Consider the following 17555-nt stretch of genomic DNA (forward strand, 5'->3'; position numbering starts at 1 on the left):
GAGTGAGGATGCGCGATTACCGCGAGATCAGCGTGGCGGGCGACGAGCGACCGCAGAGGCGCGACACGGCCCCGAGGCGCCCCGCACCCCGGCGGCGGCAGCCCACGCCGGACTGGCGGGGGCTCGCCCTCTCCGGGCTCGGCGGGACCGTGCGCCTCTGCCGGACCCAGCCCGGCAGCGTTCTGGGCTCGCTGGCGGTACTGGGCGCCGTCGCGGCGGTCTGCGTGAACGCGCTGGGCTCGCAGGCGGGCCGCCACCCGGCCCCGATCCTGCCGAAGCCGGCGGTGGTCGCCTCGGCCAAGGCGCCGCTGCCGAGGGAGGCCGCAAGACCTGCGCCCGAGCGTCCCCCGGAGGTGCAGCGACCGGCCGAGCCCGTCCGGACCGCCGAAGCGAGACCGGAGCCGCGCAGGGAGGCGGCCAAGCCTGAAGCCAAGCCCGACCCGATCGCCGCGCTGATCCGCTCCGAGGAGACCACGGCCTCGGTGAGCCCGAAGGACACCGCCGTGATCCAGGCCCAGCGGGCCCTGAACAAGCTCGGCTACGGCCCGCTCAAGGCCGACGGCCTGATGGGCCCGGGGACCCGGGCGGCGATCGAGAAGTTCGAGCGGGCCGCAAAGCTGCCGGTGAAGGGCGAGCCGGCGGGCCGGACGCTGCGCGAACTGTCCCAGAAGGCCGGACAGGGCTGAGGTCCGGCGCGAGGCACGGCTTGCATCGCCGCGCGGGGGCGCGCATCCCGGCGCGTCCCGAGGGTTCCCGATGCCGCGCCTGCGCTCCGACTTCTTCGTCTCCGCCCATCTGCGCCGCCTCGACGTGGCGAACATCCCGGCCGTGCTGCGCCGCCGCGGCGCCGCGGAGGCCGGTTCGATCTTCGTGAAGGTCGATCGCCTCGACGGCAGCGCCGACCTCTATGGCCCCGCCCCGCAGGCCCTGTTCGACGACGAGAATTCGGGCGACCGCCGCTTCAGCCCGCTCCTCCAGGGCTCGACGCCCCTCGACGTCGAGGAGCGGCTGGCGAAGGAGGCGCGGTTCGACTCGGATCTCTGGATCATCGAGATCGACGACCGGGCGGGACGGCATTTTCTGGATCTGGCCGAGTAGCGGGTCTCAGATCGATCCCACCGTCCTGAGCCGCGCCCGCGGGTGGATCTCGGCCTGGCTCATCACCGGGGTCTCGCGGCGGAAGCGCTCGATGATCGAGCGCACGAAGGGCCGGGACTGCGCCGAGGTGACGAGGACCGGCATCTCGCCGAGCCGGGCCGCCTGCTCGAAGCGGTCGCGCACCGTGTTGACGAACTCGGAGAGCTTCGAGGGCTGCATCGCGAGGTAGCGCTCCTCGCGCTCGCCCACGATCGAGTCGAGGAAGGCCTGCTCCCAGGCCGGCGACAGGGTGATGATCGGCAGCATGCCGTCCGGCCCCTGGTACTGCGCGCAGATCTGGCGACCCAGGCGGGCGCGCACGTGTTCCACGATGTCGCGCGGGTTCTTCACCGCGCCCGCCACCTCGGCGATCCCCTCGATGATCGCCCCGAGATCGCGGATCGAGACCCGCTCGGCGAGCAGGAACTGCAGCACGCGCTGGATGCCGGTCGTGGAGATCTGGGCCGGCACCACCTCCTTCAGGAGCTCGCCGTGTTCCTTCGGTAGCTCGCGCAGAAGCTTCTGCACCTCGACGTGGTTGAGGAGTTCCGAGACGTGCGCCTTGATGATCTCGGTGAGGTGCGTCGAGACCACGGTCGCGGCATCGACCACCGTGTACCCCTTGAGCTGGGCCTGGTCGCGAAGCCCCGCGTCGATCCAGGTGGCGGGCAGGCCGAAGGTCGGTTCCAGCATGTGCTGGCCGGGCAGCTGCACCTGGCCGCCCATCGGATCCATCGCCATGAACTGGCCGGGGAAGATCTTGCCGGTGCCGGCCTCGATCTCCTTCACCCGCACCACGTAGGCGTTGGCCTCGAGCTGGACGTTGTCGAGGATACGCACCGAGGGCATCACGAAGCCGAGTTCCGCCGCGAGTTGGCGGCGCAGCGCCTTGATCTGGTCGGTGAGCCGGTCGCCGGCCTCGCCGTTGACGAGCGCGAGCAGCGCGTAGCCCATCTCCAGCTTCAGGTCGTCGAGCTTGAGCAGGTCGGTGACCGTCTCCTCCTTGGCGGCGGCCGCGGCTGCCGGATCGGCGGGCTTTCCGTCCGCGTCGAGGGGCGGCGCCTCCTTGGCGGTCTTGGCGATGCGCCACGCGGCGTAGCCGGCGCCGCCCGAGAGCAGCAGGAAGGGCAGGATCGGCATGCCGGGCAGGAAGCCGATCAGGATCATGACGCCCGCCGACATGCCGAGCGCCTTCGGGTAGTGCGCGAGCTGCTTGCCGAGCGCCTTGTCGGCCGAGCCCTTCACGCCCGCCTTCGAGACCAGGATGCCGGCCGCCGTCGAGACGATCAGCGCGGGCACCTGAGAGGCGAGGCCGTCGCCGATGGTGAGCAGCGTGTAGCTCTTGGCCGCCGCGCCGAAGGGCATGCCCTGCTGGGCCACACCGATGATGATGCCGCCGATCACGTTGATGAAGGTGATGAGCAGCGCCGCTACCGCGTCGCCGCGCACGAATTTCGAGGCGCCGTCCATCGCACCGAAGAACGAGGATTCCTCCTCCAGCGCCGCGCGCCGGGCCTTGGCCGCCTTCTCGTCGATCAGCCCCGCCGAGAGGTCGGCGTCGATCGCCATCTGCTTGCCGGGCATCGCGTCGAGGGTGAAGCGCGCCGCGACCTCGGCGATGCGGCCCGAGCCCTTCGTGATGACGACGAAGTTCACGATGATCAGGATCGCGAACACGATGATCCCGATGACGAAATTGCCCCCCATCACGAAGTTGCCGAAGGCCTCGATGACGTGGCCGGCCGCCGCCGTGCCCTCGTGGCCGTGGCCGAGGATCAGGCGCGTCGAGGCGAGGTTCAGCGCCAGCCGCAGCATGGTGGCGATGAGGAGCAAGGTCGGGAAGACGGTGAATTCGAGCGGGTTGTCGATGAACAGGCCCGTCATCATGATCAGCACCGACATGATGATCGAGACGGCGAGCAGCAGGTCGAGCAGCACCGCGGGCAGCGGGAAGATCAGCACCGCCAGGATGCCCATCACGGCGGTGGCGAAGAACAGGTCCGAGCGCTTGGACAGCGCCTGGAGGTCCCCGCGATTGGGCATCGTGAAGCCGGAGAGCGCGCCCCCGATCCCGCCCTTGGCCGGCATTGTGGCCGTGTCGCTCATGCCCGGTCTCTCACCCGCCCTCGCGCCCGGAGCCTCCGGCTCCGGACGGACACGGCAAGATTTGCCGGGTGCATGGTTAGCGGGACGTTAATCGGAACCCCGGCGCGCGCCCGGGGCTTGTGACGGAACAGGCCGCCACGGGACAGCGCACGGAATCGAGGCCCGGCGGCGCCACACCGATCGCCCCCACGAGGATCGCCGCCGATGCGCAGCCCGCTCCTGCCCGCAGCCCTTCTGGCCCTCATCGTGACCGGCGCCTCCGCGCAGGAGCCGCAGGCCAGACCGCAGGCGGCCCCCGAGGCGCCGCACGGACAGGGCGCGGTCGGCGAGCCGCTCCAGCCCGGCGCCAACAGCTTCACCGAGGCCCAGGTGCGCGAGCGCTTCGCCAAGATGGGCTTTGCCGAGATCACCGACCTGAAGAAGACCGACCAGGGCATCTGGCAGGGCACCGCCACCCACGCGGGCAAGCAGGTTCGGATCGGCATGGATTACCGCGGCAACGTCGCCGCCCAGTAGCGGCGGCCCGCCCCACACAGACCCGGAGACAGACCATGGCCACACGCGCCGTCACGGCCCTGTTCGACGATTACGAGGCGGCGGCCCGCGCCGTCGACAAGCTGGAGGCGGAGGGCATCCCGCACAGCGACATCAGCATCGTCGCGAGCGATCCCAAGAATCGGATCGGCGGGCGCACGCCCACCGCCCGCCCCGCGGCCGAGGAATCGGACGCGGCGGACGGCGCCGGCACGGGCGCGACGCTCGGCACGGTACTGGGCGGCGGCGCCGGCCTGCTCGCCGGTCTGGGGCTTCTGGCGATACCGGGCGTCGGCCCGGTGGTGGCGGCGGGCTGGCTCGTCGCAACCGTGACGGGAGCCGGCGTCGGCGCGGCGGCCGGCGGCCTGATCGGCGGCCTCACCGGCGCCGGGCTCAGCCAGCACGAGGCCGAGACCTACGCGGAGGGCGTGCGCCGCGGCGGCACCCTGGTCACCGCGCGCGTCGATGACGGGCTGGCCGACCGGGCGCTGGCGATCCTCGACAAGCACGGCTCGATCGACCTCGACGAGCGCGCCCAGGGCTGGCGCGCCGAGGGCTGGACGGGCGGCGGCGCGACGGACGGGACGGCGTCCAGCAGCGCGAGCGGCCTGGGCACGGCGAGCGCCGCGGGCGCGGCGTCCGGGGGCCTCGGTGATCCGAGCGCGCCCGCGACCGCCGGCCTGCCGAAGACGACCGACGTGGCGCGCGAGGAGCCGGGCCGGCAGACGGGTACCGCCCCGGCGCCGGGCCAGACCCACGGCGCGACGACGCGCTGAGGCGTCATGCGGCTTCCGGCCGGTCCCTTCGCGTGTTGCTGTATCCCTCTCCCCGCCGAGCGGAGGGAGGGAGGAGCTACAGCTTGAGGCGCTGAGGCAGCGTGCCCGTATCGGACATCCCGAAACGAGAAAGGGCCGCCCCCCGGGCGACCCTTTCCGATTCGCAGTTTGGCGCGCTTCAGGCCCGCAGGCGGGTCCGGACCTCGCCGAGGCTCGACCGGATCAGGTTCTGGGCGGCGTCGCCCTGCATCCGCTCGCGCAGGATGGTCTCGGAGACCTTCACGGCGGCATCCGCCGCGGCGGCGCGGACCTGGGCCTCGGCCTGAGCCTCGGCCTGGGCGATCTTCGACTCGGCCGCCTTGGTGCGGCGGGCCACGAAGTCGTTCAGGCGCTGATGACCCTCGGCGGCGGCACGCTCGGCCTCCTCGCGGGCGCTCGCGACGATCGCCTCGGCCTCCCGCTCGGCCTCGGTGCGGCGGCGCTTGTAGTCCGCCAGCACGGCGGCGGCCTCTTCGCGCAGGCGCTTGGCCTCGTCGAGTTCGTTGCGCACGCGCTTGGCGCGGCTGTCGAGCCCCTTGGTCATCGCGCCGAAGGCCCCGGCCTTGGCGGCGAGCGCCAGGAAGACCACGAAGGCGACGAGGACCCAGAATTCCGCGGTGAGCAGCATGGTTGTGGGTTCCTACTCAGTGCGCGGTGGCGTTGAGGGCGCGCTCGACGCTGGCCTGGTCGGGGGCCTGGCCGGTGAGGCGCTCGACGATGGCGGTCGCGGTCTCGCCCGCGATGGTGCGGACGTTGCCCATGGCCTGCTCGGTGCGGCCGCGGATGGTGGTCTCGGAGGCGGCCAGACGCTGGTTCAGCTCGGCCTCCAGCGTCTTGCGCTTGGTCTCGGCCTCGGCCGAGAGCGCGTTGCGGGTCTCCTGGGCAATCTCGCGGGCCTTGCCCTGCGCGTCGGCGAGCGACTTCTCGTAGGCCGCGCCCGCGGCATCGGCCTCGGACTTCATGCGCTGGGCCTCGTCGAGGTCGGCCGAGAGCCGGGTGGCGCGATCGTGCAGGATGCCCTGGATGCGCGGCAGCGCGATCTTCGACATCAGGTAGTAGAGCAGGCCGAAGGCCAGCGCGAGCCAGACGATCTGCGCCAGGAAGGTATGGGTCTCGAAGGGCGGGAAGGCGTGCTTCTCGGCCGGGTGCAGGATCTCGCCCTTGCCCGCGTAGGTGTCGGTCCCGGGCGGCGGAGTGGTGAGAGGGTTCGGCTGCGCCATGGTCCCGTCCTGAAAGGAGTGTGAAAACAATCGAGCGCTCGCAGGTCTAGCCCGAGCGCTCGGTGTCTCTCGCGAAGCTCCCGCCGCGTCGCCGTGGCCGGAGTGGGATCCGTCGGGATCGGGAGCTTTGCGGGGAACACCTGAGCCGTGCCCGTCGCCGCGGCGGACCCGCGGCGACGGAGCGATCCCGCCTCAGACGGCGAAGAGGAGGAGCAGCGCGACGAGCAGCGAGAAGATGCCGAGCGCCTCGGTCAGCGCGAAGCCGAGAAGCAGGTTGGTGCGCTGGCTGTCGGCGGCCGAGGGGTTGCGAAGCGCGCCGGCGTAGAACTGGCCGAACAGGTTGCCGAGGCCGATGCCCGCGCCCGCCATGCCGAGGCAGGCGAGACCGGCGCCGATGTACTTCGCAGCGACGGGATCCATGAGTAACTCCTGAGGTTTCGAACGATTTTCGTTGCGCGGAGGGAGGCCGGCCGAGGGTTCTCAGTGGCCGGGGTGAAGGGCGTCGGCGAGGTAGACCGCCGTCAGCGTCGCGAAGACGTAGGCCTGCAGGGCCGCCACTAGGAATTCCAGGGCCGTCAGCGCGATGGTGAGGAAGAGCGGGAGCGGGGAGAGGATGCTCCAGGCGCCGGCGAGCAGGAGCTGCGCGACGAAGAAGGCGAAGATCTTGAGCGCGATGTGGCCCGCCAGGATGTTGGCGAAGAGACGGACCGAGAGGCTGATCGGGCGCGAGATGAACGAGACGATCTCGATCGGCACCATGATCAGCAGGAGGGGCTTGGGCACGCCCGCCGGGATGAACAGGCCGAGGAAGTGGCTGCCGTGCTTCATCACGCCGTAGATCACGACCGTCGAGATCACCAGGAAGGCGAGGCCGAAGGTGATGATCAGGTGGCTGGTCACCGCGAAGGCATAGGGGATCATCCCGAACAGGTTCAGGATGAGCACGAACATGAACAGCGAGAAGACGAGCGGCAGGAAGCGCTGCTCCTTGTCGCCGGTCGCCTGGTGCAGCGTATCGGCGATGAACTCGTAGAAGACCTCGGCCAGCGCCTGCATCCGGCCCGGCACCACCGAGCGGCCGGCAGTGGCCACGATGGTGATGAAGGCGATGACGCCGACGGCGGCGAACATGTAGAGCGCCGACTGGGTGAAGGCGATTTCCTGGTTGCCGATATGGCCCAGCGAGACGAGCGGCTTCAGCTCGAACTGGTGGATCGGGTCGATGCTGGCCGCCATGCTCTTGCTTCTGCTCCCTCGCGCGCTCGGGCGGCCTTGGCGGCCCGCCCCGGGCGGCTAACCCGAATCCGTGTCGACCCTCAAGGGCCTTTGCGATCTTTTGGGCCCCCGGGGCCGTTCGTCCCCGAGAAGCCGGACAGACGCATGATGTTGTAGACGCCCGTCACGAACCCCAGCAGCACAAGGACGATCATCCCCCAGGGTTTCGTCCCGAGGAAATGGTCGCACAGCCAACCGAGGATTCCGCCCGCGATGATGGCGGCGATGAACTCCGTGGAGAGCGTCATCGCCTGCCCGAGGGAGGAGTGCGCGGACGGCCCTGGACGCGGCGAAGGATCGGAAGAGGCCGCGGGCCGCTTGCCGTCGATCTGCGTCTCGAGACGTCTGAGCCTCGCGGAGAGTTCGCTGTCCGTGGGTGCCCGGTCTCCCTGCCCCTCGCCCTTGGTGTCGTTGCCGCTCACGGCGCGACCTCACAGTGTCGAGAGGACCCGGAAACGAGGCTTGCCCCCTTCAAGCGCGGCGCACCATAGTTTCGCCCCTATGGCGTGTCAAGGCACGGACAACATCAACCAAGTCACTGCGAAAGTTGATGTTTTGGCGTTTTCCGGGCCCGCCGGGACAGCTTGGCCCTCGATAAGCGTCGCCGCGGCGCTCAGGCCCCGAGGATCGGCTTGATCACCTTCTCCATCCCGTCGATCGTCATCTCGCCCTTGTAGCGCTCGCCGTTGATGAAGAAGGTCGGGGTGGAATCGACCTTGAAGGTGTCGAGGCCGCGCTGCTTCGTGGCGTTCACGCCGTCGTAGAGCTTCTGGTCCTTCAGGCAGGCCTCGAACTTCTCCTTGCTGATGCCGGCTTGGCGCAGCATCTGCTCCAGGGCGTCCACGGGCTTCTGCTGGAAGGCCCAGGCCTGCTGCTGGTCGAAGAGCAGGTCGGTGATGGGGTAGTACTTCGCGTCGCCGTCGCAGCGCGCCAGCATGAAGGCCGCGGTGGCCAGCGGATCGAGCGGGAACTCGCGCAGGGTGAAGCGCACCTTGCCGGTGTCGATGTAGCGCTCCTTGAGCGCCGGCCAGGTGGTGCGGTGGAAGGCGGCGCAGTGCGAGCAGGTCATCGAGGCGTACTCGATGATCGTGACCTTCGCGTCCTTCGGACCCAGCCAGACGTCGCCGAGCGGGCCGGGCTGCATCAGCGCGGCGGCGTCCACGCCCTGCGCCAGGGCCGGCAGGCCGAGCTTCGGCAGGATGACGGCCGCGCCCACGGCGAGCCCGGTGAGTTTCAAAGCGTCGCGCCGCGTGATCATGTCGTGACTGGCTCCGCTGATGGTCGGACGATCTCCGGGTCTGCGGTAGCGGGGCCGGACGGCGCTTGCAAGGCGACGAATCGACGGCGGTCCAGGCCTCGCCGGGTTACGGGGATGGCCCTGCGGCCGCGGCGATCCTCAGACCGCCTTCTCCTTGAGCTTGTGCTCGATCTCGTGGGCATCGAGGCCCGGGGCGGTCACCGGAGGCTCTGGCACGGCCGGCGTCTCGTTCCTGCCGACCGCGGCCGCGAGGCGCGAACGCTCGAACATCAGCACGATCACGATCGAGGCGAGCAGCGGCAGCCAGAGATAGAACACCCGGAAGACGATCACCGCAGCGATGACGGCGTCCTTCTGGGCGGCGTCGGTGATCTGCATCGCCGTGATGAAGACCAGCTCGAACACCCCGAGACCGCCGGGCGCGTGCGAGGCGAGCGCCAGCGAGAACGAGGCCAGGAAGATCGCCAGAACGGTCAGGAAGTCGACACCCATCGACTCGGGGAGCGCGAAGTAGATGATGCCGGCCGCGCCCAGCAGTTCCAGCGGCGCGGCGATCAGCTGGCGGCCCATGATGCCGGGGCGCGGATATTCCAGCTTGAACGCGCGGATGTGCAGCGGCGGCAGGCGCAGGACAGAGCCGGCGACGTAGAGCGCCACGAAGGCCAGCATGCCGATGCCGACGACGAGCGCGGTCTTCGGGTCGGTGAAGACGGCCGGGAGCTTGCCCTCGAGCCGCGAGAGCAGGTGCGGGTCGAGGACGAGGGTCAGGCCGCCGAGCGACACCGTGCCGAGGAAGAAGGTGAAGGAGCACAGCGCCACCAGCACCGCGACCTGCGCGGCCGAGAGCCCCTTGGCGGTGTAGGCCCGGTAGCGCACCAGCGCGCCCGAGAAGACCGAGGCGCCGATATTGTGCGAGAGCGCGTAGGTGGTGAAGGAGCAGAGCGAGACGAACAGCCACGAGATGTGGCGCACGCCGAGATGCAGCAGCGCGATCCGGTCGTACCAGGCCAGCGCCGCGTAGGCGACGAGGGTCGAGACCAGCGCCAGCAGGATCCGGTGCGGCGGGATCGCCAGGATCGCGCCCCAGATCGCCGAGAGCGAGGTGGACTTCAGTTCCTGGTAGAGGAAGTAGCCGGAGACGACGACGGCCGCGAGGCCGACGAGCGGCCAGATGAACTCGCTGATCTTCTTCATGGCACTCTCGTCCCCGGATCGGCGACCCTGATGCGCCAGGAACCGGCGCGCCGCAAGCGGGACGGGCCGCCCCTGCCGGGCGGGTGATGTCAGGCGATCGTGACCGTTTCGTGTGGGGCCCCCGGGATCGATCTCCGGCGGCGGAGCCGAACGCCGCGCGGGCGGCGGCGCATCCGGCCGGGTGTCGCGCAACGAAAAAGCCCGCCCCGTTCGGCCGGGGCGGGCTTCGGCAACGATCAGGACAGGGCGATCAGCCCTGCGGCCACTCGCGGATGTCGACGAAGCGGCCGGCCACCGCCGCGGCGGCGGCCATCGCCGGGGAGACGAGGTGCGTGCGCCCGCGCGGGCCCTGGCGGCCCTCGAAATTGCGGTTCGAGGTCGAGGCGCAGCGCTCGCCCGGCCGCAGCTTGTCCGGGTTCATGCCGAGGCACATCGAGCAGCCGGGCTCGCGCCAGTCGAAGCCCGCCGCCTTCAGGATCTTGTCGAGCCCTTCCGCCTCGGCCTGCGCCTTCACCAGCCCGGAGCCCGGCACGATCATCGCCGACACGCTCTGGTGCACCTTGCGGTCGCCGACGACCCGCGCGACCTCGCGCAGGTCCTCGATGCGTCCGTTGGTGCAAGAGCCGATGAAGACCCGGTCCAGGGTGATGTCGGTGATCTTGGTGCCCGGCGTCAGGCCCATATAGGCCAGCGCCTTCTCCTTCGACTGCCGCTTGTTCTCGTCGGCGATCCGGGCCGGATCCGGCACGAGGCCCTGGATCGAGATCACATCCTCGGGGCTGGTGCCCCAGCTGACGATCGGGGGGAGGTTCCCCGCATCCAGCCGCACCTCGCGGTCGAAATGGGCGCCCTCGTCGCTGACGAGGCTCTCCCAGTAGCGCCGCGCCGCGTCGAAGGCCGCGCCCTGCGGCGCCTTCGGGCGGCCCTTCACGTACGCGAAGGTGGTCTCGTCGGGCGCGACCATGCCGGCCCGCGCCCCGCCCTCGACCGTCATGTTGCAGATCGTCATCCGGCCCTCCATCGAGAGGGCGCGGATGGCCTCGCCCGCGTACTCGATGACGTGCCCGGTGCCGCCGGCCGTGCCGATCTCGCCGATGATCGCCAGGATGATGTCCTTCGCGGTGACGCCCGGCGGCAGCGCGCCGTCGACCGTGACCCGCATGTTCCGGGCCTTCTTCTGCACCAGCGTCTGGGTGGCGAGCACGTGCTCGACTTCGGACGTGCCGATGCCGTGGGCCAGCGCCCCGAAGGCGCCGTGCGTCGAGGTGTGCGAGTCGCCGCACACGATCGTCTGGCCGGGAAGCGTGAAGCCCTGCTCCGGCCCGATGATGTGGACGATGCCCTGGCGGCGATCCAGCGCGTCGTAGAACTCGATGCCGAAGTCGCGCACGTTCTCGGCCAGCGCCTCGAGCTGCGTGCGGCTCTCCGGATCCTCGATCCCCGCGCGCCGGTCCGAGGTCTGGACGTTGTGGTCCACGACCGCCAGCGTCTTCTCGGGATGGCGCACCCGGCGGCCGGCCACGCGCAGGCCCTCGAACGCCTGGGGGCTCGTCACCTCGTGCACGAGGTGGCGGTCGATGTAGAGGAGGCTGGTGCCGTCCGGCTGAACATCGACGACGTGGTCGTCCCAGATCTTGTCGTAGAGCGTGCGCGGGCTTGCCATGGCTTGGAGTTCGCTGTGGGGACCGACCGGGGCACCCGATGCACCCGGCTTGGAACCTCTCTTAGTAGGGGTCCGAGGCGAGAATCGGAAGAGGCGCCGCGCCGCCGCCGCGGGATGGCTGGCCGGCTTCTGTCGCACGGGTGCCGCGCGCGGGCGGCGACAACCGGCCCGGATGCGGTATGTGGAGGGATAGGCGTGCCCCGCGCGCCAGCCGGAGTCCCAACCGTGAGCGAGCCCGCCCCGCCCGAGATCCTGATGCTCCGGCCGATGCACCCGGTCGTGGCGGAGGCGCTGGGTGCCCGCCTCACCCTGCACCGGGTCGACGGCGCCGCCGACCCGGAGGCGCTGCTGAGAGAGGTCGCGCCCCGCATCCGCGGCCTCGCGGTCGGCGCGCAGACGCCGGTCGACGGCGGCCTGATGGACCGGCTGCCGAAGCTGGAGATCGTCGCCAATTTCGGCGTCGGCTACGACACGGTGGATGCGCGGGCGGCCGCCGCCCGGGGCGTCGTCGTCACCAACACGCCGGACGTGCTCACCGACGAGGTGGCCGACCTGACCCTCGGCCTCCTGCTCGCCACGCTCCGCCGGATCCCCCAGGCGGACCGCTACCTTCGGGCCGGACGCTGGCCGCAGGCGCCCTTCCCGCTCTCGCCGTCCTTGCGCGGGCGCCGGATCGGCATCCTCGGCCTCGGCCGGATCGGGCGCGCCATCGCGCGCCGGCTCGAAGGGTTCGGGGTCGAGATCGCCTATCACGGCCGCTCGCGGCAGGCGGACGTGCCCTACGCCTACCACCCCACCCTCGTCGGCCTCGCCGAGGCCGTGCACGTGCTGATCGTGGTGGCGCCGGGCGGCCCCGGGACCGCGGGGCTCATCGACGCCGCGGTGCTCCGGGGGCTCGGGCCGGAGGGCGTCCTGATCAACGTCGCCCGCGGCAGCCTCGTGGACGAGGCGGCGCTGGCGGCGGCGCTGGCGGACGGCACGATCCAGGCGGCCGGGCTCGACGTGTTCGCGGACGAGCCGCACGTGCCGGCGGACCTCGTGGCGTGCGACAACGCGGTACTGCTGCCGCATGTCGGCTCCGCCTCGCACCACACCCGCGCGGCGATGGGCCGGCTCGTGGCCGACAACCTGCTCTCGTGGTTCGAGGGGCGCGGGCCCCTGACCCCGGTGGCGGAGACGCCCTGGAAGGCCGGCGCCGAGCCATCCGAGGCGCCCGGCCCCGAGACATCCCGGAAGGTCGAGGCGTGAGACAGCTCCCCCTCGCGGCCCTCGCTGCCCTGCTGGGCCTCGGCGCGGCCGCGGCGCAGGAGGCGATCCCCGCCCAGCCGCCGCAGTTCCCGCCCCTGCTGCCTTCCGCGCCACCGGACCTCACGCCCGCCGCGCCGGAGGCACAGCCGACCTCTCCGCCGCCGGCCGATCGCCTGCCGGATCGATTCACCGGCGTCCCCGGTACCTGGGACCTCTCCCGCGACGGGACGAACCGGCGCTGCGTGATGACGCTCGGCCTCGACAACGGGCCGGTGGGGCGCAAGCTCGCCTTCCCGGCGGGCTGCCGGAGGGCGCTGCCGCTCACCGCCACCATGGTCGGCTGGCTCTACACAGAGGGCGGCGTGCGCCTCGTCGACAAGAACGTGCGCCCGCTCCTGATCTTCACCCCCCGGCCCGACCGGGGCAGCTACGGCGCGAAGGCGGAGAGCGGCGAGGTCTACAGCTTCGTGCCCCTCGATATCGCGGCGATGCGTCCGCCCGCGCCCGAAGCGGCCCTGCCCTCTGCAGCGCCGCCATCGGAGGCCGCCTCCAGCGTCGCCGGACAGTCGGCTCCGGCCGCCCTCCCCGCGCCCGCGGCGGGCGCCCCCGAGCCCGGCCTCTACGCGCTCGACCGTTACCGCGACCGCGATGTCTGCCGGCTCGAACTCGCCGGCGGTGGGGCCGTGTCCCTGATGCCGGGCTGCCGCGACAGCGGGATCGAGGTGTTCGGGCCCGCCGGGTGGAGCTTCGCCGCCGGCCGCCTGACGCTGACGGCCCGGCGCGGCCACACGGTCGGCCTGGTGCCGAACGGCGAAGGGGCCTGGCGGCGCGACCCGGAGACCGGCACCACCTTCGTCCTGCGCAGGGTCGAGCCCTGAGACCGTTGCCAAGTCCATCCCGTAGACCAGAGCTCAGCCCCGGGCCCGCGCGAGGTCCCGGACCTTTCGAAGGCCCGACGGGGTCGGCGCCCTACCCGACCTGATCCTGCACCGGCATCATGCGCTCGTGCAGGCCGTCGCGGCGCACGGCGACGTGCCAGACGGTCGCCAGGACGTGCAGGCCGACCAGCAAGTAGACCGCCCACTGCCCGGCGAGGTGGACGGACTGGAAGATCTTCTGCAGCCCCTCGTCCTTCGGCAGGCCCGGCACGGTGAAGAGCCAGAAATACGGGGTCGAGCGGCCCGCCAGCGCGCTGAGCAGGTAGCCGCTCACCGGCATGATCAGGAAGACCGCGTAGAGCAGCCAGTGGTTGATCCGGCCGAGCACGGCGAGCGCGGCGGGCATGCGCGGCTCGGGCGGCGCCGGGTGTAGGATGCGCCAGACGATGCGCACGACCACGAGGGCGAACAGCGTCAGCCCCACCGACTTGTGCAGCACGAACATGTCGCCCTTGGCCGGCGCGTCCCGGGCGAGGCTCGTCGCGATCCAGGCGAGGGGCAGCACCGCGGCGACGAGGAGGGCGGTCAGCCAGTGCAGCGCCTGCGCGACCCCGTTGTAGCGCGGCATGCCCGAGGCGGTGACGTAGGTGGGCGGCATCGTTCGCTCCGGCGCGGCCTGGATTTGATCCAAGTTAGATCCGGACGGGGCGAAGGGAATGGCCGCCATGGACGGGGCGGGCAATCGCGCTACAAACTCCGGCTCGAGGCTCATACGGATGTGGACGCCATGCCCCTGCTGCGCCGCGAGGCCCTCGTCCTGATCGGTGCCGCCCTGGCCCTACCCGCCCGCGCGGCGGAGGGTCGGGCCACGGACTTCGCCTTCGACAAGCCGGAGGGCGGCCCGCTGCCGCTCTCCGCGTTCCAAGGCCGGCCGATCCTCGTCGTCAACACCGCGACCGCCTGCGGCTTCGCCGGGCAGCTCTCCGGGCTCCAGGCCTTGTGGACCCGCTTCCAGGACCGCGGCCTCGCGGTCGTCGGCGTGCCCTCCCCGGATTTCGGAAACCAGGAGCCGCTCGACGGGCCGGCGATCGCGGAAGCCGCGCGCAAGAACCACGGCGTCACCTTCCCGCTCACCGCCAAGACCCGCGTGAAGATGCCGAACGCCCACCCGTTCTACGCCTGGGCGGCCGCCCAGCGCCCGGGCGAGACCCCGCGCTGGAACTTCCACAAATACTTGGTTGCCCGGAACGGCGCCCTGGCCGGCGCCTTCGCCACCCAGGTCGAGCCGAACGACCCGCGTGTGATCTCGGCGATCGCCGCGGAACTGGACAAGGCCTGAGGGCGCTCAGGCCGCGAAGATCGCGCGTCGCCCTTGCCAAAGCCCGAAAAACCCCCTATGCGCCGCCCCTCGCGTTCGCTCCGGCCGGGGGCTGAACGGACGGTGCCGCCTGCCGGCACAGGGCCTTGGCCCGTCGTCCCGTGTCTCCGCCTTCGATCAACCGCTCGGGCCATCATCACGGCTCGAAGGGCTTGGCGCCGGGCAAGCGTGAACGAACCGGCCCGGCGACCCGCGCAGCGCGTCACGGGCCTCATCCACGATGAAAGGCCCGAAATGCCTCTCTACGAGCACGTGCTCCTCGCCCGCCAGGACGTGACGTCCCAGCAGGTCGAGACCATGATCGACACCTACAAGGGTGTGATCGAGCAGAACGGCGGCCGCCTCGAGAAGATCGAGATGTGGGGCGTCAAGTCCCTCGCCTACCGCATCAAGAAGAACCGCAAGGCGCACTTCGCGCTCCTCAACATCGACGCCCCCCCGGCCGCGATCGCCGAGATGGAGCGTCAGATGCAGATCTCGGAAGACATCCTGCGCTTCATGACGATCCGCGTCGAGGAGCTGGAGCAAGAGCCCTCCGCGATGATGCAGAAGCGCGACCGCGACGACCGTCGCGACCGCGAGCGCGGCCGTCGCCGCGACGACGAGGGCTTCGGCGGCGGTGGCGGCTTCGGCGGCGACCGTGGGGATCGTGGCGACCGCGGTGGGGACCGTCCCGAGCGGGGCGAGCGTCCCGAGCGCAACTTCGGCGGGGAGAACTAAGTCATGGCCTTCGGTGCTGGTGGCGGCGGTGGCCGTCGTCCTTTCTTCCGTCGTCGCAAGACCTGCCCCTTCTCCGGCGCGAACGCTCCGAAGATCGACTACAAGGACGTGAAGCTCCTGTCGCGCTACGTCTCGGAGCGCGGCAAGATCGTGCCGAGCCGCATCACCGCGGTCTCCGCCAAGAAGCAGCGCGAACTGGCCCAGGCCATCAAGCGCTCCCGCTTCCTCGGCCTGCTGCCCTACGTCATCAAGTAGGTCTTTTCTGACCAGGCCGGTCCGGTTCCACGGGCCGGCCCCCGTATCATCAGAAGACGACGGCTTTTCCCGGCCGCCGTCATCGTTGGGGCCCACAATGCCTCTAACCCCGGTCGCATGAGACCGGCGGGACAGCGGAACCCATGACCCAGTATCTCGGCATCGGCATCGGCGCGGGCCTCGTCTCGGCCCTCCTGTTCGGCGTTCTCCTGAAAGGAACGCTGCTCGCGTTCGTGCTGAACCTCGTCTCGCCGCTGCCCATCCTGATCGTCGGCCTCGGCTGGAGCCACCGCGCCGCGCTCGCCGCCGCCGTCACCGGCAGCCTCGCGCTGGCGCTCGCGGTCTCGCCCTCGCTCGGCCTCGGCTTCGCGGCCTATCTGGCGCTGCCCGCGTGGTGGCTCGCCTATCTCACGCTGCTCGGCCGCCAGAACCCCGACGGCACGACGGAGTGGTACCCGACCGGGCGTCTGCTCGGCTGGGTCGGCAGTACCGCGGGTGCCGCAGTCGTGGCGATCGCGCTCCTGTCCTCGTCGAGCTACGAGGCCTACGAGACGCAGATGCGCCAGCTCGCCGGCAACCTGATCCGCGTGCAGATGCGCGACGGCACCGCGCCGGCGCCGCGCACGGAGACGAGCGAGGACGCCGAGCGGAGCGCCGAGACGCCGACCGCGCCCCCTGCCGAGCCCGCCGACCCGAAGGCCAAGGCCCAGGCCGAGCTGCACGCGGAACTCGCCGACGCGATGGGCCGCCTCCTGCCCGGCATCGCCGCCACCGGCCTCGCGCTGCTCCTCGTCTTCTATCTCTGGGCCTCGGCCCGCATCGTGCGCCTCTCGGGCCGCCTGCTGCGGCCCTGGCCGGACATCCCCTCGACCGCGATGCCGCGGGGCGTGCTCGGCCTGCTGGCGCTCGCCGTCGTGCTCACCCTGGCGCCGGGCTATCTCGGCGTGTTCGGCACGGCACTCGTCGGCGCGCTCTGCGCGGTCTTCGCGCTGCAGGGGCTCGCCGCCTTTCACGACCGCAGCCGCGGGCGGCCCGGGCGCGGAGCGCTGCTCTTCGGCCTCTACCTCATCCTGTTCGTGACGCAGGGCATCGCCCTCGTCGCGCTGACCCTGTTCGGCCTCGCCGATACCGCCCTCGACCGCCGCCGCCCCCGGGGCGGCCCGGCGACCTGAGACCCGTACACACACCCCTCTGAAAGGATCAGAACCATGGAAGTCATCCTCCTCGAGCGCGTGGCCAAGCTCGGCCAGATGGGCGAGACCGTGAACGTCCGCCCGGGCTTCGCCCGCAACTTCCTCCTCGCCCGCGGCAAGGCGCTCCGCGCCACCGAGGCCAACAAGAAGCGCTTCGAGGACCAGCGCGCCCAGCTCGAGGCGCGCAACCTCGACCGCAAGAAGGACGCCGAGGCCGTGGCCGAGAAGCTCGACGGCCAGAGCTTCATCCTGATCCGCCAGTCGGGCGAGACCGGCGTGCTCTACGGCTCGGTCTCCACCCGCGACCTCGCCGAGGTCGTCTCGAAGGAGGGCTTCACGGTCGAGCGCGGCCAGTTCGTGCTCAACCAGCCGATCAAGACGCTGGGCCTGCACACCGTGCCGGTGGTCCTGCACCCCGAGGTCGAGGTGAAGGTCACCGTCAACATCGCCCGCAGCCCCGAGGAGGCCGAGCGTCAGGCCCGCGGTGAGTCGGTCACCGAGCGCGAGGCGTTCAACCTCGACGACCTCGGCCTCGAGGTCGGCGCGGCGCTGGCCGAGGCCGGCGAGGGCGCCGACGACCGCGGCTGATCCCTTCGCGACCGGTGGACAGCGGGGATGATCGTCCCCGAGGGTTGACCGGTTCCTAATTTGTTCCAAACATGGACGCCCGCCGCTCTCCCG

The 17555-nt window shown here is 71.2% G+C and carries 21 protein-coding genes; 11 read left to right on the plus strand and 10 right to left on the minus strand.

Features of this window, described 5'->3' with window-relative positions; all coding sequences use genetic code 11:
* Window positions 1-8: 8 nt before the first annotated feature.
* Both MFF56_RS00995 and MFF56_RS01000 read left to right on the plus strand, forming a co-directional pair.
* On the plus strand, window positions 9-686 hold the full coding sequence (locus tag MFF56_RS00995; protein WP_238229318.1) for a peptidoglycan-binding domain-containing protein: 678 nt from the start codon (window positions 9-11) through the stop codon (window positions 684-686).
* Between the two features lie 70 nt (window positions 687-756).
* Complete coding sequence (locus MFF56_RS01000) at window positions 757-1098, plus strand: DUF1491 family protein (protein ID WP_066922452.1); 342 nt, start codon at window positions 757-759, stop codon at window positions 1096-1098.
* A 6-nt stretch (window positions 1099-1104) separates the two neighbouring features.
* On the opposite strand, the gene flhA is transcribed toward MFF56_RS01000, so the two are convergent.
* Window positions 1105-3243 (minus strand): flagellar biosynthesis protein FlhA, encoded by a 2139-nt coding sequence (gene flhA, locus MFF56_RS01005; RefSeq protein ID WP_066922450.1) that lies wholly within the window; start codon window positions 3241-3243, stop codon window positions 1105-1107.
* A 204-nt stretch (window positions 3244-3447) separates the two neighbouring features.
* Between flhA and MFF56_RS01010 the strand changes: the two genes are divergently transcribed.
* Entirely contained in the window at window positions 3448-3759 is a 312-nt protein-coding gene (locus tag MFF56_RS01010; RefSeq protein WP_066922448.1) for a hypothetical protein, read from the plus strand.
* Between the two features lie 35 nt (window positions 3760-3794).
* A complete protein-coding gene (locus MFF56_RS01015; protein ID WP_238229319.1) occupies window positions 3795-4553 on the plus strand; it encodes a general stress protein in 759 nt (252 codons plus the stop codon).
* A 178-nt stretch (window positions 4554-4731) separates the two neighbouring features.
* Here the strand turns inward: MFF56_RS01015 and MFF56_RS01020 are convergent, their stop codons facing one another.
* From MFF56_RS01020 to leuC, 8 genes are all read right to left on the minus strand, one after another.
* Window positions 4732-5217, minus strand: coding sequence for a F0F1 ATP synthase subunit B family protein (locus tag MFF56_RS01020; RefSeq protein ID WP_197430585.1), 486 nt, complete (start codon window positions 5215-5217; stop codon window positions 4732-4734).
* 19 nt (window positions 5218-5236) lie between these two features.
* Window positions 5237-5812 carry a F0F1 ATP synthase subunit B family protein gene (locus MFF56_RS01025; protein WP_066922444.1) on the minus strand — a complete coding sequence of 192 codons (576 nt, stop codon included), beginning with the start codon at window positions 5810-5812 and terminating at the stop codon, window positions 5237-5239.
* Between the two features lie 192 nt (window positions 5813-6004).
* Window positions 6005-6232, minus strand: coding sequence for a F0F1 ATP synthase subunit C (locus MFF56_RS01030; protein ID WP_066922442.1), 228 nt, complete (start codon window positions 6230-6232; stop codon window positions 6005-6007).
* Between the two features lie 60 nt (window positions 6233-6292).
* On the minus strand, window positions 6293-7048 hold the full coding sequence (locus MFF56_RS01035) for a F0F1 ATP synthase subunit A (RefSeq protein ID WP_066922440.1): 756 nt from the start codon (window positions 7046-7048) through the stop codon (window positions 6293-6295).
* A gap of 80 nt (window positions 7049-7128) precedes the next feature.
* A complete protein-coding gene (locus MFF56_RS01040; RefSeq protein WP_066922438.1) occupies window positions 7129-7509 on the minus strand; it encodes an AtpZ/AtpI family protein in 381 nt (126 codons plus the stop codon).
* A gap of 191 nt (window positions 7510-7700) precedes the next feature.
* The gene (locus MFF56_RS01045) at window positions 7701-8345 is read right to left on the minus strand and encodes a thioredoxin domain-containing protein (RefSeq protein ID WP_066922436.1); all 645 of its coding nucleotides are present in this window, start codon (window positions 8343-8345) and stop codon (window positions 7701-7703) included.
* A gap of 138 nt (window positions 8346-8483) precedes the next feature.
* Entirely contained in the window at window positions 8484-9539 is a 1056-nt protein-coding gene (locus MFF56_RS01050) for a putative bifunctional lysylphosphatidylglycerol flippase/synthetase (RefSeq protein ID WP_066922434.1), read from the minus strand.
* 250 nt (window positions 9540-9789) lie between these two features.
* Window positions 9790-11202 carry a 3-isopropylmalate dehydratase large subunit gene (gene leuC / locus MFF56_RS01055; protein WP_066922432.1) on the minus strand — a complete coding sequence of 471 codons (1413 nt, stop codon included), beginning with the start codon at window positions 11200-11202 and terminating at the stop codon, window positions 9790-9792.
* 255 nt (window positions 11203-11457) lie between these two features.
* Here leuC and MFF56_RS01060 point away from each other — a divergent pair, with 255 nt between their 5' ends.
* Together MFF56_RS01060 and MFF56_RS01065 are read left to right on the plus strand one after the other, a co-directional pair.
* Window positions 11458-12450, plus strand: a complete 993-nt coding sequence (locus tag MFF56_RS01060; protein ID WP_066922454.1) for a 2-hydroxyacid dehydrogenase — start codon at window positions 11458-11460, stop codon at window positions 12448-12450.
* Complete coding sequence (locus tag MFF56_RS01065) at window positions 12447-13328, plus strand: AprI/Inh family metalloprotease inhibitor (RefSeq protein WP_066922430.1); 882 nt, start codon at window positions 12447-12449, stop codon at window positions 13326-13328. Before MFF56_RS01060 ends, MFF56_RS01065 begins: the two co-directional genes overlap by 4 nt.
* Before the next feature lie 91 nt (window positions 13329-13419).
* Here MFF56_RS01065 and MFF56_RS01070 read toward each other — a convergent pair whose 3' ends face one another.
* On the minus strand, window positions 13420-13986 hold the full coding sequence (locus MFF56_RS01070; RefSeq protein WP_156453722.1) for a cytochrome b: 567 nt from the start codon (window positions 13984-13986) through the stop codon (window positions 13420-13422).
* 129 nt (window positions 13987-14115) lie between these two features.
* Between MFF56_RS01070 and MFF56_RS01075 the strand changes: the two genes are divergently transcribed.
* From MFF56_RS01075 to rplI, 5 genes are all read left to right on the plus strand, one after another.
* Window positions 14116-14667 (plus strand): glutathione peroxidase, encoded by a 552-nt coding sequence (locus MFF56_RS01075; RefSeq protein WP_066922427.1) that lies wholly within the window; start codon window positions 14116-14118, stop codon window positions 14665-14667.
* A gap of 273 nt (window positions 14668-14940) precedes the next feature.
* Window positions 14941-15426 carry a 30S ribosomal protein S6 gene (gene rpsF, locus MFF56_RS01080; protein ID WP_238229320.1) on the plus strand — a complete coding sequence of 162 codons (486 nt, stop codon included), beginning with the start codon at window positions 14941-14943 and terminating at the stop codon, window positions 15424-15426.
* Window positions 15427-15429: 3 nt separating this feature from the next.
* Complete coding sequence (gene rpsR, locus MFF56_RS01085) at window positions 15430-15681, plus strand: 30S ribosomal protein S18 (RefSeq protein ID WP_066921788.1); 252 nt, start codon at window positions 15430-15432, stop codon at window positions 15679-15681.
* Window positions 15682-15824: 143 nt separating this feature from the next.
* Window positions 15825-16853, plus strand: a complete 1029-nt coding sequence (locus MFF56_RS01090; RefSeq protein ID WP_066921786.1) for a DUF2232 domain-containing protein — start codon at window positions 15825-15827, stop codon at window positions 16851-16853.
* A 36-nt stretch (window positions 16854-16889) separates the two neighbouring features.
* Window positions 16890-17462 (plus strand): 50S ribosomal protein L9, encoded by a 573-nt coding sequence (rplI, locus tag MFF56_RS01095; RefSeq protein WP_066921784.1) that lies wholly within the window; start codon window positions 16890-16892, stop codon window positions 17460-17462.
* Window positions 17463-17555 lie beyond the last annotated feature (93 nt).

It is taken from the genome of Methylobacterium hispanicum (assembly GCF_022179285.1).
Lineage (GTDB): Bacteria > Pseudomonadota > Alphaproteobacteria > Rhizobiales > Beijerinckiaceae > Methylobacterium > Methylobacterium hispanicum.

Excerpts from the sequence above, each read along its gene's own strand:
- rpsR (WP_066921788.1), top strand. The coding sequence starts at position 15,430 with ATGGCCTTCGGTGCTGGTGGCGGCGGTGGCCGTCGTCCTTTCTTCCGT.
- MFF56_RS01070 (WP_156453722.1), bottom strand. The coding sequence starts at position 13,986 with ATGCCGCCCACCTACGTCACCGCCTCGGGCATGCCGCGCTACAACGGG.
- MFF56_RS01090 (WP_066921786.1), top strand. The coding sequence starts at position 15,825 with ATGACCCAGTATCTCGGCATCGGCATCGGCGCGGGCCTCGTCTCGGCC.
- MFF56_RS01030 (WP_066922442.1), bottom strand. The coding sequence starts at position 6,232 with ATGGATCCCGTCGCTGCGAAGTACATCGGCGCCGGTCTCGCCTGCCTC.
- flhA (WP_066922450.1), bottom strand. The coding sequence starts at position 3,243 with ATGAGCGACACGGCCACAATGCCGGCCAAGGGCGGGATCGGGGGCGCG.
- MFF56_RS01000 (WP_066922452.1), top strand. The coding sequence starts at position 757 with ATGCCGCGCCTGCGCTCCGACTTCTTCGTCTCCGCCCATCTGCGCCGC.
- MFF56_RS01050 (WP_066922434.1), bottom strand. The coding sequence starts at position 9,539 with ATGAAGAAGATCAGCGAGTTCATCTGGCCGCTCGTCGGCCTCGCGGCC.
- leuC (WP_066922432.1), bottom strand. The coding sequence starts at position 11,202 with ATGGCAAGCCCGCGCACGCTCTACGACAAGATCTGGGACGACCACGTC.
- rplI (WP_066921784.1), top strand. The coding sequence starts at position 16,890 with ATGGAAGTCATCCTCCTCGAGCGCGTGGCCAAGCTCGGCCAGATGGGC.
- MFF56_RS01035 (WP_066922440.1), bottom strand. The coding sequence starts at position 7,048 with ATGGCGGCCAGCATCGACCCGATCCACCAGTTCGAGCTGAAGCCGCTC.
- MFF56_RS01025 (WP_066922444.1), bottom strand. The coding sequence starts at position 5,812 with ATGGCGCAGCCGAACCCTCTCACCACTCCGCCGCCCGGGACCGACACC.
- MFF56_RS01015 (WP_238229319.1), top strand. The coding sequence starts at position 3,795 with ATGGCCACACGCGCCGTCACGGCCCTGTTCGACGATTACGAGGCGGCG.
- rpsF (WP_238229320.1), top strand. The coding sequence starts at position 14,941 with ATGCCTCTCTACGAGCACGTGCTCCTCGCCCGCCAGGACGTGACGTCC.
- MFF56_RS01045 (WP_066922436.1), bottom strand. The coding sequence starts at position 8,345 with ATGATCACGCGGCGCGACGCTTTGAAACTCACCGGGCTCGCCGTGGGC.
- MFF56_RS01075 (WP_066922427.1), top strand. The coding sequence starts at position 14,116 with ATGCCCCTGCTGCGCCGCGAGGCCCTCGTCCTGATCGGTGCCGCCCTG.
- MFF56_RS00995 (WP_238229318.1), top strand. The coding sequence starts at position 9 with ATGCGCGATTACCGCGAGATCAGCGTGGCGGGCGACGAGCGACCGCAG.
- MFF56_RS01010 (WP_066922448.1), top strand. The coding sequence starts at position 3,448 with ATGCGCAGCCCGCTCCTGCCCGCAGCCCTTCTGGCCCTCATCGTGACC.
- MFF56_RS01060 (WP_066922454.1), top strand. The coding sequence starts at position 11,458 with ATGCTCCGGCCGATGCACCCGGTCGTGGCGGAGGCGCTGGGTGCCCGC.